The 16,045-nt window shown below is 44.5% G+C and carries 14 protein-coding genes; 3 read left to right on the top strand and 11 right to left on the bottom strand.

The window, feature by feature from the left end; all coding sequences use genetic code 11:
- Positions 1 to 17 precede the first annotated feature (17 nt).
- A complete protein-coding gene (locus tag IE130_RS12570; protein ID WP_189586613.1) occupies positions 18 to 1,316 on the bottom strand; it encodes an FAD-dependent monooxygenase in 1,299 nt (432 codons plus the stop codon).
- Positions 1,317 to 1,910: 594 nt separating this feature from the next.
- Here IE130_RS12570 and IE130_RS12565 point away from each other — a divergent pair.
- Both IE130_RS12565 and ybeY read left to right on the top strand, forming a co-directional pair.
- The gene (locus IE130_RS12565; protein WP_189586611.1) at positions 1,911 to 2,999 is read left to right on the top strand and encodes a PhoH family protein; all 1,089 of its coding nucleotides are present in this window, start codon (positions 1,911 to 1,913) and stop codon (positions 2,997 to 2,999) included.
- A 174-nt stretch (positions 3,000 to 3,173) separates the two neighbouring features.
- Positions 3,174 to 3,770, top strand: coding sequence for an rRNA maturation RNase YbeY (gene ybeY, locus IE130_RS12560; protein WP_227676217.1), 597 nt, complete (start codon positions 3,174 to 3,176; stop codon positions 3,768 to 3,770).
- A 34-nt stretch (positions 3,771 to 3,804) separates the two neighbouring features.
- Here ybeY and IE130_RS12555 read toward each other — a convergent pair whose 3' ends face one another.
- The gene (locus tag IE130_RS12555) at positions 3,805 to 4,680 is read right to left on the bottom strand and encodes a mechanosensitive ion channel family protein (protein WP_010198929.1); all 876 of its coding nucleotides are present in this window, start codon (positions 4,678 to 4,680) and stop codon (positions 3,805 to 3,807) included.
- Positions 4,681 to 4,770: 90 nt separating this feature from the next.
- On the bottom strand, positions 4,771 to 5,658 hold the full coding sequence (locus IE130_RS12550) for an energy transducer TonB (RefSeq protein ID WP_010198926.1): 888 nt from the start codon (positions 5,656 to 5,658) through the stop codon (positions 4,771 to 4,773).
- A 588-nt stretch (positions 5,659 to 6,246) separates the two neighbouring features.
- Here IE130_RS12550 and IE130_RS12545 point away from each other — a divergent pair.
- Entirely contained in the window at positions 6,247 to 7,026 is a 780-nt protein-coding gene (locus IE130_RS12545) for a hypothetical protein (RefSeq protein WP_010198924.1), read from the top strand.
- Between the two features lie 260 nt (positions 7,027 to 7,286).
- Here IE130_RS12545 and IE130_RS12540 read toward each other — a convergent pair whose 3' ends face one another.
- From IE130_RS12540 to nuoH, 8 genes are all read right to left on the bottom strand, one after another.
- Positions 7,287 to 8,120 carry a ferredoxin--NADP reductase gene (locus IE130_RS12540; RefSeq protein ID WP_373299694.1) on the bottom strand — a complete coding sequence of 278 codons (834 nt, stop codon included), beginning with the start codon at positions 8,118 to 8,120 and terminating at the stop codon, positions 7,287 to 7,289.
- Between the two features lie 165 nt (positions 8,121 to 8,285).
- On the bottom strand, positions 8,286 to 9,764 hold the full coding sequence (locus IE130_RS12535; protein ID WP_010198916.1) for an NADH-quinone oxidoreductase subunit N: 1,479 nt from the start codon (positions 9,762 to 9,764) through the stop codon (positions 8,286 to 8,288).
- Positions 9,765 to 9,767: 3 nt separating this feature from the next.
- A complete protein-coding gene (gene nuoM / locus IE130_RS12530) occupies positions 9,768 to 11,396 on the bottom strand; it encodes an NADH-quinone oxidoreductase subunit M (RefSeq protein ID WP_010198913.1) in 1,629 nt (542 codons plus the stop codon).
- Position 11,397: 1 nt separating this feature from the next.
- Positions 11,398 to 13,272: an NADH-quinone oxidoreductase subunit L gene (nuoL, locus tag IE130_RS12525; protein WP_189586462.1), complete on the bottom strand. Its 1,875-nt coding sequence runs from the start codon at positions 13,270 to 13,272 to the stop codon at positions 11,398 to 11,400.
- 4 nt (positions 13,273 to 13,276) lie between these two features.
- A complete protein-coding gene (nuoK, locus tag IE130_RS12520) occupies positions 13,277 to 13,585 on the bottom strand; it encodes an NADH-quinone oxidoreductase subunit NuoK (RefSeq protein WP_025653102.1) in 309 nt (102 codons plus the stop codon).
- A gap of 98 nt (positions 13,586 to 13,683) precedes the next feature.
- On the bottom strand, positions 13,684 to 14,415 hold the full coding sequence (gene nuoJ, locus IE130_RS12515; RefSeq protein WP_189586458.1) for an NADH-quinone oxidoreductase subunit J: 732 nt from the start codon (positions 14,413 to 14,415) through the stop codon (positions 13,684 to 13,686).
- Positions 14,412 to 14,960 carry an NADH-quinone oxidoreductase subunit NuoI gene (nuoI, locus tag IE130_RS12510; RefSeq protein WP_189586455.1) on the bottom strand — a complete coding sequence of 183 codons (549 nt, stop codon included), beginning with the start codon at positions 14,958 to 14,960 and terminating at the stop codon, positions 14,412 to 14,414. The genes nuoJ and nuoI overlap by 4 nt, the downstream gene beginning before the upstream one ends.
- A 55-nt stretch (positions 14,961 to 15,015) precedes the next feature.
- A complete protein-coding gene (nuoH, locus tag IE130_RS12505; protein ID WP_189586605.1) occupies positions 15,016 to 16,008 on the bottom strand; it encodes an NADH-quinone oxidoreductase subunit NuoH in 993 nt (330 codons plus the stop codon).
- Between the last annotated feature and the right edge of the window lie 37 nt (positions 16,009 to 16,045).

Here is a 16,045-nt window from a genome sequence, read left to right as displayed (position 1 = left end):
TAACGTAATGTGACAAACTACGACTTTAGTCCCATCGCATAATTGGCGATTAGTGGCTTAATATTGGGCAGTTTATCAAAGGCAACCAAAGCCACATTCCGTGCCAGTTTAATGGCGGGGTTAGGATGCGTAAAGCCATGTACAACGGCATCACAAAAGCGAATGACGCGTTTTTGATCGGTTTGACGTGCCTTCTCATAGCGTTTTAATAATTGCGTATCGCCAATGTCTGCGCCTTTAAGCACTTGCGTACTCATCATCTGCGCCAGCACATGAGCATCACGCATACAGAGATTAAATCCCTGACCGGCGACAGGATGCAACGTATGCGCCGCATTGCCCATAACCACACAGCGACCATCGACTTGTTTGTCTGTCAATACTCGTGTTAGTGGATAAGCACCGCGACGACCAGCTGTGACAAACGTGCCAGCACGCTCACCGAAAGCTTGCTGTAAGGTCTGTAAAAAGTGTGCGTCATCCTCTAGATACTTGGTTTCTTCACCTGTTGGGCAGACCCAAACCACCGAGCGTCTATAACCTGTTTGATACTCATCATTGCCATCGCCGTCTGGATCTGTCAATGGCAATACCGCCAGTGGCCCTGCTGGGCTAAAACGCTCAATCGCCACATGCTCGTGTGGTTTGTCAGTCTCTACCACGCCGACGATAGCGGTTTGCTGATAATCATAAGTCGTCGTGCCGATATTCAATAGCTGACGCACCGTAGAATCGCGACCATCACAAGCGACCAATACGCTAGCTTGCAACTGCTGCACATGCTCCTCTTTACCATAGTAGCTAAAGCTCAACGTCACCATGTCGTTTTGCTGCGCAACTGCCGTGACATTCGCATGATCAATTAAGGCAATGAGCGGCTCTTGCTGAGCGGCAAGCAATAGCTTACGTCCCAGCCAAGCATTCTCCATGACTTGACCAAATGACTCTACTTTTTCTTCGTCTTTATTCAGCTGCGCGCGTCCAAAACTACCTTGTTCACTGATTTGAACTGCATCAATGCGACAAGCATGACTTTGCAGCTCATCCCATAGACCAATCTCTTGGTAAATCTGTACCGTACGCCGTGATAGTGCCGTATTGCGGCTGTCTAAATAATGGCTTCGATTACTGTCATCATTTGGACTAATGGTTGGATAGCCCATTTTTTCGAGCAAAGTACTGGCGATACCATGATGCGCTAGTAGCAACGCAAAAGACAAACCCACGTGCCCACCGCCAACGATAAGAACGTTCTGGTCAGTGACTGCCCTTGAATTGCCAAATTTGTTTTTGGCATTCGATAAATTTGAATCCATATTTTGCATCATGATTATTCCTATTGTGATCTGTTTGGTATGCTGGCTGGCTATCCGTCATCAGCAAAAACTTTATTATTATAGAAGTTATATTACTCTATATAAAAACGCCATCGTTCTATTGAGAGGTGAAGCTCAGTATTAAGTTTACTATTTAGACAGCGATGTAAATAGTGATGATATGGCTGATAGATTACCACAAATTGTCCATCATTCAGTGCTCTTGACGGTACAGACAGCGTGTACAAAAAGCATCGAATATCTAAAATAACAGCGCCAGCTTACTTAAGGCACAAAGTTACTCAGCTTAAACGGCAGTGCTTGCAAAATATTGGCATAACGGTTGCAATCGCCATACAAAAACAAGGCTGTCCATGCCATCTATGGCTTGAATTTTAAAATCTATCTACCATAATAAAGGAAGGCCATTCACTTGTTACTATCGATAAATTACATAATAATTTTACCGTCATTGTTGTTGTCTCTACTCTCTAAAAGTATTACTGACTATTTTATCTATTACACCCATGCTTCTATCAATAAATAAGAATAGCATCGGGCTACCAATATAAGGATAATCGATTGACTGATTCCATGAGCCGCCGTATAAAGTTCGAATCATTGACCCCAGCACAGCTCAAGACCGTGCTTGGTGAATACAACAACCACATGAAATATATCCAAGAACGCCTCGATATCAAAATCAGCCAACGCCAAGGGGATTTTTGCCTGAGTGGTGATATCACTGGCGTTGAGCGTGGCGAACGCATCATTTACAAAATGGTCGATGAAGCTCAAAACTCAAAAGATATTAGCGCAGAAGAGCTGCACCTCATTATCCAGTCAAGCATCGCGCGCGATCAAGATAACGAGGCAAATGAGCAAGCTACTGCTGAAGAAAATGAGAATAATTTAGAAACCGCTAGTGAGTTTACCCCGATCAGCTTGCGCACGCGCAAAGGTAAAATCATTCCGCGCGGTGGCAACCAACAAAGTTATGTGAAAAACGTCTTAAGCTCTGATGTCTCGTTTGGTATTGGTCCTGCGGGTACGGGTAAGACGTATCTTGCTGTTGCCTGTGCGGTCGATATGATAGAGCGTAATGAGATTGAGCGTATTTTATTGGTGCGCCCTGCGGTAGAAGCAGGCGAAAAGCTAGGCTTTTTACCGGGTGACTTGTCACAAAAAATCGATCCCTACTTACGCCCGTTATACGATGCGTTATACGAGATGCTTGGCTTTGAAAAAGTCGGTAAAATGATTGAAAAGCAAATCATTGAAGTTGCACCACTTGCTTATATGCGTGGTCGTACCTTGAACAATTCTTTTGTTATTTTGGATGAAGCACAGAACACCACACCTGAGCAGATGAAAATGTTTTTGACACGCTTAGGCTTTGGCTCACGTGCGGTCATCACTGGTGACATTACTCAGGTCGATTTGCCACGCGGTACCAAGTCAGGGCTGACCCAAGCACTCGAAATTTTAAGCGGTATCGAAGAGATTCATATCACTAAATTCGATTCAAAAGATGTGGTACGCCATCAATTGGTACAACAAATCGTTGAAGCTTATGAAGTATTTGACACTGAGCAGTTGATCCTAGAAGAAAAGCGCAAACAAGAACGCTTAGCTGAGCAAGAGCGTAGACAAGCGATCAGCAACGCGGCTGCTAAGTTATAGGCGAGAAGCTATGGTTGATAAATTGTAGCCGTAATGAAACGTTAAGCTTTAAAACGTTGAGCTTTAAAACATTAGGTTTCAAAATATTAGCTTTCAAAATAATCAAAACCGGATTACTAAAGACAGTAGTTCGGTTTTTTATTAAGGTCTGCTATTTTTTAAAAGGATAGAAAAATGAACCAAGCTAATGATAATAGTATGACTGAAACAGCTGCAACTAATCTGACCAGCGCAGATCTCAATATCAGCGCGATTGACAGTATTGATGATAATTTGATTGATCGCTTTTATAGTGCAGATAATCTGTTACCAGTCATAATGGCAACGCTGAATTATATCGATGAACGTATTAACAATGGTATGACTCTGACCTACTTTGCAGATATTGACTCTGAGCAATGGCAAGAGAAGCCAAAAGCACTCGATATATATATTACGGATGAGACAGAAGGACGCGAGTTGAATCTGGAAGCGCGTGGCAAAGATTATGCGACTAACATTTTATCCTACCCAAGCGATATGCCAGCTGCCATCATTGAGCTGATGCCAACGCTGCCACTTGGTGAGTTAATCATTTGTCATGAAGTCATGGTACATGAGGCCGCCGAGCAAGACAAAACCGTCGCGCAGCATATTAGTCACCTATTGATACATGGTGTACTGCACTTATTAGGGTTTGATCATGAGCTTGGGCAGGCCGAGCAAGATGAGATGGAAAGCTTTGAGATTAAGATTTTGGCAGGCTTGAACCTACCAAATCCCTATATTTAAATATATGCGCTTTTACTCACTAGAGCTTTATGGACTAGTCTTTAGCCAATGGCAGTTTCTGCGCTTGCCCCATCTGATTAATCATGTGATCTAAGCCTTTAACATGGACACTGCGCTGCGGGAATGGAATCTCAATTTTTTCGTCATCGAGCGCATGTTTGAACTGCTCTAGTAGCTCGCATTGCATCGACCACCAGTCAGCATTGGTCGTCCAAACGTTCAGGGTTAAATCCACTGAATTATCACCCAAATTGGTCACTCGCACGATAGGCTCAGGATCAGTAAACGCCAATGCATTGTTTCTTGCGAGGCTTAGCATCACCTCTTTGGCCGTTTTTATATCGGCATCGTAGCCAATACCAACCGTAATATCGACGCGGCGATTGGGTAGCGCCGTATAGTTGACAACGGCTGACGTGGTGATATCGCTATTAGGAATGATGATATCGTGATTGTTAATGGTCGTTAAATGGGTATTGACCAAGCTAATCTCAGTCACCGTGCCGGTATAACTGCTGATCTGGACATAGTCACCGCGTACAAACGGGCGAAAAGTCACAATCATAATACCAGCGGCAAAGTTCGACAGCTGATCCTTTAGTGACAGACCAATGGCAACGGCGGCACCACCCAAGATAGCGACAACCGAGGTGGTTTGCACGCCAACTTTGCTTAGCGCAGCCAAGGTAATCACGACCAGTAACACACCATACAACAGACGGCTCAAAAATCCAGCGACTGTCTCATCTAGATGGCTACGCATCATAAGACGATTGGAGAAAGCGACCGCCTTTTTGGCCAGCCAGCGTCCGATGATGAATATAAGTATTGCCAAAGCCACTTTGATGACTAACTCTATTGCAGTGCTGGTTAGCGTGGCCACATCTATTGTAAAACCTAAAAATTCCATAATGACTCTTTATTCTATCGCTGTATTTTATGAATTTGGGTGTCTGCTATTAGGGATTCGAACTGATTCTTGTTATCTTAACTTGTTATCCTAATAAGTCACATCTACTTTGTCACTATAACGGTAGGTACGTATCAAACGCAACTCGACTATATCATGCATGTCTTTAGTGAACTTACCAAAGGGCGCTGCTTGCCGTACTGACTGCTTAGCAGCTTCGTCCAATATCGTAGAGTCTGAGCTTTCAAGCAGGCGAATGGCTTTAATATTTCCATCATGACTGATAATGACCATGAGGCGCACTTCACCCGTGATACCTTGCGCACGCGCTTGAGCAGGATATTGTAGATTACCAACGCGCTCGACATGTTCACGAAAAGTATTGATATAGTCAGCGGCTGCACCACGCGTCGTTGAATTACTATCGACCGTCACTACTTTCGACTTGGTTGCATAGAGCTGCTGACGCTGAGACAGTTGCGCCTCTAGGGTGGCAATTTGCTTACGCAGTCGCTCTTCTTGCGCCATCAGATCATCTTTTACTTGCTTACTGTCATTATCAGACTCTACCGTAGCCTGTCGCCAGCTTAGCGTGGTACGCAGATAGCTCTCTTGATAGCGTTGCTGTCGAACTTGACGCTGCAAACTGATCACGTCTTGGGTTTCGCTCATTTGCTCAGCAGACAATGGACTGCTCTGATCGGTCTCTTGCCTCAAAAGCTCACGTACCGTACCACCGCCCTCTTGAGAGGCGTTGGCAATAAAGTGGGCATCTTCATTCGGCTGCATATTATCGGCTAGCGCCTTAGCCACGTCTTGCATCATCGCTGCAGGATCTTTGCCCATAGAAAAGCTGATACCAAAAATAATCAACGCATGGACGGCTACCGCAATGGCAATAGCAACAGGCAAACTAATATCACGCTTGGGTGCTTGCGCTGAAAAGTGGTAGCTTTGTGAGTCTTTGATATAGGCCACAATTGGTCTCAGCTTCTGGATATGAGCTTATAAGTATAAAGGCAGCAGACAATACGCTGAATAAAATTAAGGCGCGTTATCTGTGGCACATGTCGGCGCTATCATAACATGACATATAATTATGTCGCTAGCATAACCGTGGCTGACCAACCTTATGCCACCTATGCATCATTTTGCGGTAATAAAGTTATCAACACACCCTAGTCGCATAGCAAAAATAACCCCACAAGATTATGTGATTGGTTCATTGATATTAAGTATGCTTATCAAATGAATACCGACAAAACGCATGTGTTCATTTTGCATGCTTCTGTTTTGTTATATACTGTTTCTAATGACAACATTATCAACTATTAGGTATTACCCTATCAAGCATGACTTTTTCATTTGTGTTTGCTAAGGCAGTACCTAGCACTCGGCGAGCTTAGTAAGAAATGCTGTAACCAAGCAAGTTCCATGGCGTCGTGTTTTTTGACTACTATTAGCATGCCTGACAACTAAAAAACCATCATTGACCATCCATACTTCATAAACGATTCTTTGCGTCGCCTTTGATGTTGCTGCCCTATATTTATAAGGATAATAAGTTTGAGTGATTTTGATAACGTGAATAATTCAGACAGTTTTGATGACTTTTTCGATAGTATCGGCTATCGTTTTGACGAGTCATTCAGCGATGGTTGGGATCGCATAACCCAAACCATCAAGAACCTATACGATAGAACGACTGATAAACTTGAAGATGAGCTGTCTCTGCCAGTCGCTCAGAGCTATGTCAATGATGCTCTGCAAAAGTTCGTGACCGACAATGTCAAAGCCATCTTAGAGCTGCGTGTTGAGATGCATGATGATTGGTTTCGCTTATACTGCACCATCAACGTAGCCGGTATTTATGTAGAAATCGCCAGTAATTTCAGTTTGGTTCATGTGCAACTTGATCGTAATGTACAGCGCTTTGTATTTGGGCAACAAACTTATACCGATGTGCTTAACTTACGCTGTGAGTCATTTATCAAACGTCAAGGCGTCAAGCTGTTCATTTGGTTCTACCATCGCATCCTAAAAAAAGATCCTTTAGGTTTTATTTTGTCTTATATCAATATCGCGCGCGCAAAAGATGAAGTTATTTATCTTGATATCAATCGCTGGCTAAAAAAGAACAAAAAAATAATGAGTGCTTTGCATAAGGTACAAGTGAATTATGGCGAAATTGAAGAAGAGCAAATGATTTTGAAAACGCAAATCAATTATCGCGATCTATTGGCAGCAAGCAGCAACGAGGACATCATTGGCGACGATGATGAGCCTGAACTTATGCAAGGTCCAATCAACCCGATTGATGATGCCACCGAACCAAGTCAAGTTTAGAAACCACTATAGTCAAAATATCCTAAAAAAGTTACGGTATTGCTGATATCAATTTTTTGTCGCCTCTGTCTGCACAGGCACAGCAAGCAAGCAAGCAAGAAAAATTGATATCAGCAGTGCGTGACGTATCAATATTACTTTTCACTGACTATACTTTTAGCTCACAAAAAAACGCTGACTCTTGGAGACTATGGTCTTTTAAGAGTCAGCGTTTTTGTTTTTATCGAGCCAATTTTCATTAGCATAAAGAGATAAGACGACTACCAGTAGTTTTCGACCGCAATATTGCCCTCACCGCGACGATTCATCACCAACCCTAATGACTTTAGCGTCTCTTTGGTATCCTCTACCATGTCTGGATTGCCGCACAGCATGACATGCGTGCTATCAGTGTCTAACGCTATACCTGCTCGCTCTTGTAGCGTGCCGTCTAATAACAGTTTTGGTAAACGCTCTGCCAGTGCGCCCTCAACTGGCTCACGAGTAACAATGGGGATAAAGATTAATTTGGCTGGATTATCTACTAACGTGCCAAAGTCTTCTTGTAGACTTTCTATCTTATCCACATAAGCCAGCTCTTCTATCGACCGCGCGCTATAGGCTAATACAATGTGCTCGTAATCCTGCCACGTTTGCAAGTCTTGTAGCATGGATAAAAACGGTGCGAGGCCAGTACCTGTTGCGAGCAGCCATAAATCTTTGGGCAATGGTTTTTGATAACGCGCTAAGGTTAAAAAACCAAACGGCATGGTATTGAGCAATAGCTCATCGCCCACTTGTAAATGTTGCAGCTGCGAAGTAAACGCACCATCAGGAATGACGATAGAGAAAAATTCTAACACCTCGTCAAAGGGAGAGGAGATAATCGAATAAGCACGAAAGATATCTTCATTTAATGCAGCATCAGATACGTCGCTAGAGGCCTCATCTTGCTGCTGATAATACTGTAATTGGCTCGGGTTAACACCCAAACGTACAAATTGACCCGCCGTAAATTTAAAGCTGGCAGGACGGCTGACCGTAAAGCTAAACAGATTTGGTGTCCAAGTAGTCTTACTCAGAACAGTTACGGTTTGGATATTGTCACTCATAATCATTCGTCACTTATACTTTATTAAATTTATTTTTATAAGAATTTAAACAATAAAAAAAGATGCGCCAAGCTTATCATAAAGCTGGCGCATCTGGGTTTTCTAACCGTAACAGCAGATAAGCAGCACCATACAAATACGGCGACTTATCTTATATTTATAATGGTATTACCATATACGTGCCAGACTTGCCCATTCAATCAGCGTGTTCGGCAAGATACCAAAGAAGACTATCATCGCAGTCACTGCAATCACCATAATACCACCGGTGCGAATGCCCCATTGCCCAGAAACATCAAACTCAATGAATTGCTTAGGACGTTTGAACAGTGTAAGTAAGACACGTAAGTAATAGAATAAGCCAATCGCACTACCTAAGATAATCATCGCTGCTAAGAACCAATTGGCTCCTTGTACAGCAGCTAATATGGCAAATAACTTCGTGATAAAGCCTGCTGTTAGTGGAATGCCAGCCAATGACAACATCATAATCGTCATGACAGCAGTCAACACTGGACGACGCCAAAACAGTCCTTGATAGTGGGTCAGCTCATCCGCTTCACCAGCCAAGCGATAAGGGCTCGACATCAAGGTCACGACACCAAAGGCACCGATAGAGGTAAAGGCATAAACCGCCATATACATGCTAGAGATACTATCTGCGGCTGAACCAATACTGACGATCACGATCAGCACATAACCCATATGCGCAATTGAAGAATAACCCAATAGACGTTTGAGGCTGGTTTGACGAACCGCCAACAAGTTACCTGCCAAAATAGATAAGGTCGCCATGACCATCAATAGCATTTGTACCGACGGTAACGCCAATAAAGAGGTATCGATCAAGAATCGTACCGCCAGCGCCATCATAGCAACTTTGGATACCGATGCTAAGAAAGTCGCGATAGGTGCAGGTGCGCCTTCGTAAACATCGGGTGTCCACATATGAAATGGTGCTGCTGACAGTTTAAAGGCAATGCCGAACATCATCATTGCCGCGCCAAGTATTAATAGTGGCGATTCAAATACATCTACCAGCATAATGCTAATCGGCTTGAAAGCCAATGAGCCAACTTGTGCATAGATAAAGGCCATGCCCATCAGCAAGGTGGCCGATGCCGTCGCTGACAGTACCAGATATTTAAGTCCTGACTCCAGCGAGCGGTTGCGCATGTAAGTATAAGACAGCAGACCGTACAATGGTACTGAGAGCAGCTCTAAGCTCATAAAGAACGATGCCATATGCTGAGCACACACCATGAGCAGCGCGCCCGTGGTCGATAGCAGCATCAGCAAATACAACTCGTCTTTATTGTCTTTAAAATCGGCCAAATAGGCGTAAGATAAAGTACAACAAGCCAGCGCACAGATCAGTATTACCACCATGTTGAACTGCGCGAAGTTATCAATCACAAAAAGCTGTTCAGCGATTGGTAACTCCGAGCCACTGGTGATTATGCCTGCCATTTGCCCAATTAAAGTAAACAGCGCAATATTTAGGCCGACGACCGTAATAGTACCCGTCACAATATGTGAGCGTTTAATGGTGATGGCGATCATTACCAGCAATACCGTAATGACGACGGCAATGATCGGTGCATAAGGCATCAGTCCCATCAAATCATTCATCGTAAATTCATTCATGACTTAACGTGCCTCCATTGCATCAAGCAGCTGTGATGCATCTACTTGTGTTACTTGACTATATATATAGGCATTATTGATCCATTGCATAGCGTGGCTTGAGGTATCAAGGAACGGCTGTGGATACAGTCCAAGCCAGACCAAACCAGCGGCCAACATCAGTAATAACGACAGCTCACGTTTGCCTAAATCTTTTAATTTGCGGTTCGGCAAACCGTGTGACTTGGTCTCGCGCATGGCCAATGCTTCAATATTATTGGTACCAAATAATGCACGATGGATCAAGATCAGCGAGTACAATCCTGCCAATACCAAGCTGAAAGTGGCTAATACCACAAACACGGGATACTGGGCAAATGCACCTAATAGAATCATGAACTCACCGATGAAGTTCCCTGTACCTGGTATACCCAATAAGGCGGCACAGAAGAACATCAGTATGGGTGCATAGTAGCGGAATTGTCCCCACATGCCGCCCATCAAGGTTAAATCACGAGTATGTAGACGCTCGTATAACTGCCCTGCCATGATGAACAATGCTGCCGAACTTAAGCCGTGCGCTAACATCTGAATCATCAAACCTTGCAAGCTGAGTAAGCTGCCAGCATAGATTGCCAAGACCACAAAACCCATGTGCGAGATACTGGTATAAGCCAGCAAACGCTTCATATCGGTTTGCATAAAGGCCAACCAAGCACCATAGAAGATGCCAATCGTACCTAAAGTCATCGCAATCGGCGCAAAATCTTGTGATGCTGCTGGGAATAACGGTAAGACAAAACGAATCAAACCATAAGCAGCTGTCTTAATCAGTACCCCTGCCAAATCAACCGAACCAGCCGTTGGTGCCTGCGCATGCGCGTCAGGTAGCCAGCCATGAAAAGGAACAATCGGCAGCTTGACCGCAAAGCCAATAAAGAAGCATAGCATGATGGGGTATTCCCAACCGCCGAGCGACGTACCGAGCAAATCATTGTAATTAAAGCTGACCACGCCTTTTTGCGCGTAGCTGATAATGACCAATACCAATATGCCAATGAGCATGATAAGCCCAGACGCTTGTGTATAGATGAAGAACTTGGTTGCCGCGTATTCTTTGGTCTTGCCACCGACCACATCATGACCCCAAATGGCGATCAAGAAATAGATAGGAACCAGCATCATCTCCCAAAAGAAGAAGAACAAAAACAGATCAATGGCTAAGAAAACACCGATGACACCGCCCAAGCTCCATAGCAAGTTCAGATGGAAGAAACCAACACGACGTTGGATCTCATTCCACGAACAGGCAACCGCTGCAATACCCAGTAGACCGGTTAAGGCCACCATCATTAGCGACAAGCCATCTAAGGCTAAATGAAAGCTAATACCAAAAGTCGGTATCCACGGCACACTAAATTCAGCGACCCAAGGCACAGCCGAATCTGGTGCAATCACCTGTTTGCTCATACCGCCAAAATCACCGTATTGCCACAGTACCAGTGACAATACAAAGGTCAACGTCATACCGATTAAAGCAATCCAGCGCGGTAGACGTTTATTAACTCGCTCTACCAACCAACATAGCAATCCTGCAATAAACGGAATCGCAATCAATGCTGGTAGCATCCACGTTTGTTGTAACTCTATCATCTTATACCACCGTCATCATTACCAGCACCAGCAATACAGCAATACCCAAGCCAAAGCTTGTAGCGTAGCCTCGAAGTGACCCTGTTTGCGTCGCAGACAATATCTTATTACCTGCTGAAGCCAGCTTAGGTAATAAAAGCCACGTTTTATCAACAGGATCGGCTTTAAATAAGCGGCCGATGAACAAAAAGGGTTTTACAAAAATTATATCGTATAGCGCGTCAAAGCCTAGACCGTGATAGCACCAGTGATATAGCGCCCCACCAATACGTGAGCGCTTAAAGCTGGTGAGTAGACGACCTTTATCCACGACATATAATAGTGCCGCCAATATCAAACCTGCCGCCATTGCACCCATCGCGATATACTCTGCGGTGTGCTTGGCATGCGCTTGACCAGCAACTTCTAATAAATGACCAACGCTCTCTGGCAGCACCCCTTGCAATGGTGGCGTAATCAATGCGCCAACCGCAGTTGATAACACCAGCAATACAGTCAGCGGCAACCAATAAGATATTCCTGACAACTTGTGCGCAGGCGTTTTTTCTTCGCCAAAAAACACAATCCAAATCATACGGAACGTATAAAGTGCCGTTAAGAAAGCACCGAATACACCCATATAAAATAAGACCATGTGACCGGTTGCATAGGTCTCCCAAAGAATCGCTTCTTTAGAATAAAAACCAACGGTGACCCAAGGTATCGCTGCAAGTGCACCGCCACCAATGATATAACACCAAAATACCAACGGTATCTTTTTACGTAAGCCGCCCATCTTAAAGATGTTTTGCTCATGGTGCACTGCAAGAATGACCGCACCTGATGACAAGAATAACAAGGCTTTAAAGAAAGCATGCGTCATCAAATGGAAGATCGCACCTTGCCAAGCACCCACGCCGAGCGCTAAGAACATATAGCCAATTTGGCTCATGGTCGAATAAGCAAGAATACGTTTAATATCAGTTTGCGCCAGCGCACAGAATCCAGCAACGACTAACGTCAATGCTCCTACACCGCCAACCCAGTACAATAAAATACCTGGTGTCAGCTCAAACAGAGGGTGCAAACGGGCGATTAAATAAACACCTGCCGTGACCATTGTCGCGGCATGAATCAGCGCTGATACTGGTGTCGGACCTGCCATTGCATCAGCAAGCCAAGTATGTAATGGTAACTGGGCTGATTTACCCATCGCGCCGCCGACCAACATCATGGTGGTTAGCATCATCGTTGGATTATTAATATCAAAGACTTCTGGCGCGCGCGTAATAATCTCTTGAATATTAAGCGTACCAAATTCACGGAACAATAAAAATAAACCAAACGCTAAGAACACATCACCAACACGCGTGACCGTAAAGGCTTTCATCGCTGCGCGACCATTGGCTCTATCATGATAATAAAAACCAATCAAAAGGTAAGAACAGATACCGACGCCTTCCCAACCGAGATAAAGCAAAAATAAATTGTCCGCCAATACCAGCAATAGCATGCTGGCGACGAACAAGTTCATATAGCTAAAGAAACGGGCAAAGCCAGTGTCGCCTTTCATATACCAAGCGGCAAACAGATGGATTAAAAAACCAATGCCGGTAATAACACCCGTCATCGTCAATGCCAAACCGTCAAAGCTCAAGCCAAAGTTTGGTGCAAAGTCTCCCACTTGGAACCATGTCCATAGCGGAATCTCAATGACCGTACCTGCTGGATTGCTGGTTAAAAAGGTATAACTGACCACCAATGTGCATAGTGCTGATAGCAGCATACTGCCAACACCAACCATCGCGGCCACTTGCTCTGATAATTTGTCACGCATAAAGGCTAAAATTAAAAAGCCAACGAGCGGGAATATAAAGGTTAATGGTAATAAACTCATGACATCATCCTTTCATCTCATTGGCGCTATCGACATCGAGATGCCCACGCTGATGATAAAAACGCAATAATATTGCCAGACCAATAGAGGCTTCAGCGGCGGCCAACGTCAAAATAAAGATAAACATAATTTGTCCATCTGGATCGACCCAGCGACTGCCTGCAACCACAAATGCTAATGCTGCCGCATTCATCATGATCTCAAGGCTCATTAGCATAAATAAAAAGTTACGCCGTACCATGACACCGCACAGACCAATGGCGAATAAAATACCCGCCAAAATCAATCCATGGCTCATGGGTATCATACCCAGTACATTCTGCGCCTCAGCAACCGGCTGTACTAAGCCTGCCACCTCGTGGGCAAACGGCACGTTCGACACATCTTGTGCCACGCTTGCTGCTAGTACCATCAGTCTGACTCCTTGCGCGTGACTTTCTTCATACCCACTTGCATACTTACCTTCTTACCAACGTAGTCATGCGGATCGACATCTTTATATTCGTAGGGTTTAGCCATTTTTACCGCATCATATTCTGTATGAGTGCTTTCGTTGTCGTATTGCTGGATACTGCCCACACTGGGCTTAAAGTCTTGACTGTCATTACCGACAATTTCATCATCAGATGACTCTTTACCCACGTGATAAGCAGCCACTAGCGCCGCTAGTAATAGTAGAGCAGCGATTTCTACCAACATAATATATTTGCTAAATAATGCAGTACCTACCGCTTTAGAGGAAACACTGACCCCGCCAATAACAGCAGCTTCGTCGTGATTAAGACCAATCATCGCATAGAGCACAACCGCGATAATAATGGTCAATCCTGTCGGTACGGCCCAAGTGCCCGCATCGAGCCAGCGCTCTTCACGCTCATCATTACGCATGCCCAAGTTGAGCATCATGATGACAAACACGAAAAGCACCAAAATTGCCCCAGCGTATACGACAATCTCTAGCGCACCAGCAAATGGCGCACCAAGCACGAAAAATATGCCAGCGACTGCTAGTAAAGACACAATCATCGACAAAATTGCATGTACCGGATTGGCATGGGTGACTACTCGTAGACTGGCAAAGATGGCCACGGCAGCAAGTGCATAAAATCCTGCCAATTCAGGACTATTCAAGATATTCATCATGGCAGCAAGCTCCTTAGATCAATCGGTGCAGCTTCGTTTTGTGCCGCGCCTTTTGGTTTGTCCGCGACTGCCATACCCGTCACACGATAATAGTTATAATCGGGATACTTACCTGGTCCTGAAATGAGCAAATGCTCTTTTTCATAGACCAAATCTTGGCGCTTATATTCACCCAGCTCAAAGTCGGGCGTCATTTGAATCGCTGTTGTCGGACAGGCTTCTTCACATAGGCCGCAAAAGATACAGCGCGAGAAGTTAATTCGGAAAAACTCCGGATACCAACGACCGTCTTCACGTTCCGCTTTCTGTAATGAGATACAGCCGACCGGACATGCCACAGCGCATAAGTTACAAGCAACGCAGCGCTCATCACCATCAGGGTCGCGAGACAATATGATACGTCCACGAAAGCGTGGCGGTACAGGTACCGGCTCTTCAGGATAAAGAATGGTGTCACGCGGTCTAATCGCATGGCTATTGACCATCCACATGCTGCGGACAATGGTAAACAGGCCAATGACGATCTTTTTTATGCTAGTAAACATGGGATTATTATCCTTATCAGCTTTACCCTAGTTCATCAATGATGGCTAGTAATGATTACAACGTTGGCGAAAAGATCAAAATAACTGCGGCAGTAACTAATAAATTAATCAACGTTACTGGCAGGCAGACTTTCCAGCCAAAGTTCATCACCTGATCATAGCGCGGACGCATGAGTGAGCCTCGAGCCAAAATAAACATGGTCATAAAAAACAGCGTCTTAATCATGAACCAAAAAGCTGGTGGAATAAATGGAATATCTAAATTAAAAGGGGCAAGCCAACCACCAAAGAACAGACAAGTCATCAATGCCGAAATCAATACGACGTTGACATATTCCCCAATAAAGAACATCCCGAACTTCATGCCAGAATATTCGACATGATAGCCCTCGGCAAGCTCTTGCTCTGCTTCTGGTTGATCAAATGGATGCCTATGCGTCACGGCCACACCAGCGACCACAAAGGTCAAAAATCCAAAAAACTGCGGAATGATATACCAGCCGTCAATTTGTGACTCGACAATCTCACGTAAATTAAAAGAACCGGTCAAAGCGACGACGCCCATCAACGACAAACCTAAGAAGACTTCATAACTAATCGTTTGCGCCGCTGAACGTAAGCCACCCAATAACGAGAACTTGTTAGCAGATGCCCAACCACCAAACATCACTGCATAGACAGCAATACCGGCCATGGCAAAGAAGAACAGGATACCGATATCCCAATCAGCCACACCAAGTGTTGGTGAGATAGGAATAATGGCAAATGAGGCCAATGCGGTAAACATCGCGACCGCAGGTGCCAAGGTAAACATAAACTTATCGGTGAAATTTGGCGTCCAATCTTCTTTAAAGAAGATTTTGAGCATATCTGCGACCAGCTGCAATGAGCCAAAAGGCCCAACTCGGTTTGGACCGTAACGGTCTTGCCACAAAGCCAACATACGGCGCTCATAGACAATCATCATAGCGGCAACGATGACCACTACTAAAAAGATGACCAGCGATTGGCTGACCAAAAAAAGAATAGACCAAGCATCAAAGCTCATGCTACTCGCCAAAAAGCTTGGCACATCAGGGATAATA

Origin of the sequence: Psychrobacter glaciei, assembly GCF_014652895.1 — a bacterium.
Taxonomy (GTDB): domain Bacteria; phylum Pseudomonadota; class Gammaproteobacteria; order Pseudomonadales; family Moraxellaceae; genus Psychrobacter; species Psychrobacter glaciei.
This window is presented reverse-complemented; position numbering and strand designations above follow the sequence as displayed.

Coding starts and splice junctions, on each gene's coding strand:
- IE130_RS12570 (WP_189586613.1), bottom strand. CDS start 1,316: ATGGATTCAAATTTATCGAATGCCAAAAACAAATTTGGCAATTCAAGG.
- IE130_RS12565 (WP_189586611.1), top strand. CDS start 1,911: ATGAGCCGCCGTATAAAGTTCGAATCATTGACCCCAGCACAGCTCAAG.
- ybeY (WP_227676217.1), top strand. CDS start 3,174: ATGAACCAAGCTAATGATAATAGTATGACTGAAACAGCTGCAACTAAT.
- IE130_RS12555 (WP_010198929.1), bottom strand. CDS start 4,680: ATGGAATTTTTAGGTTTTACAATAGATGTGGCCACGCTAACCAGCACT.
- IE130_RS12535 (WP_010198916.1), bottom strand. CDS start 9,764: ATGAATGAATTTACGATGAATGATTTGATGGGACTGATGCCTTATGCA.
- nuoM (WP_010198913.1), bottom strand. CDS start 11,396: ATGATAGAGTTACAACAAACGTGGATGCTACCAGCATTGATTGCGATT.
- nuoL (WP_189586462.1), bottom strand. CDS start 13,272: ATGAGTTTATTACCATTAACCTTTATATTCCCGCTCGTTGGCTTTTTA.
- nuoJ (WP_189586458.1), bottom strand. CDS start 14,415: ATGATGAATATCTTGAATAGTCCTGAATTGGCAGGATTTTATGCACTT.
- nuoI (WP_189586455.1), bottom strand. CDS start 14,960: ATGTTTACTAGCATAAAAAAGATCGTCATTGGCCTGTTTACCATTGTC.
- nuoH (WP_189586605.1), bottom strand. CDS start 16,008: ATGAGCTTTGATGCTTGGTCTATTCTTTTTTTGGTCAGCCAATCGCTG.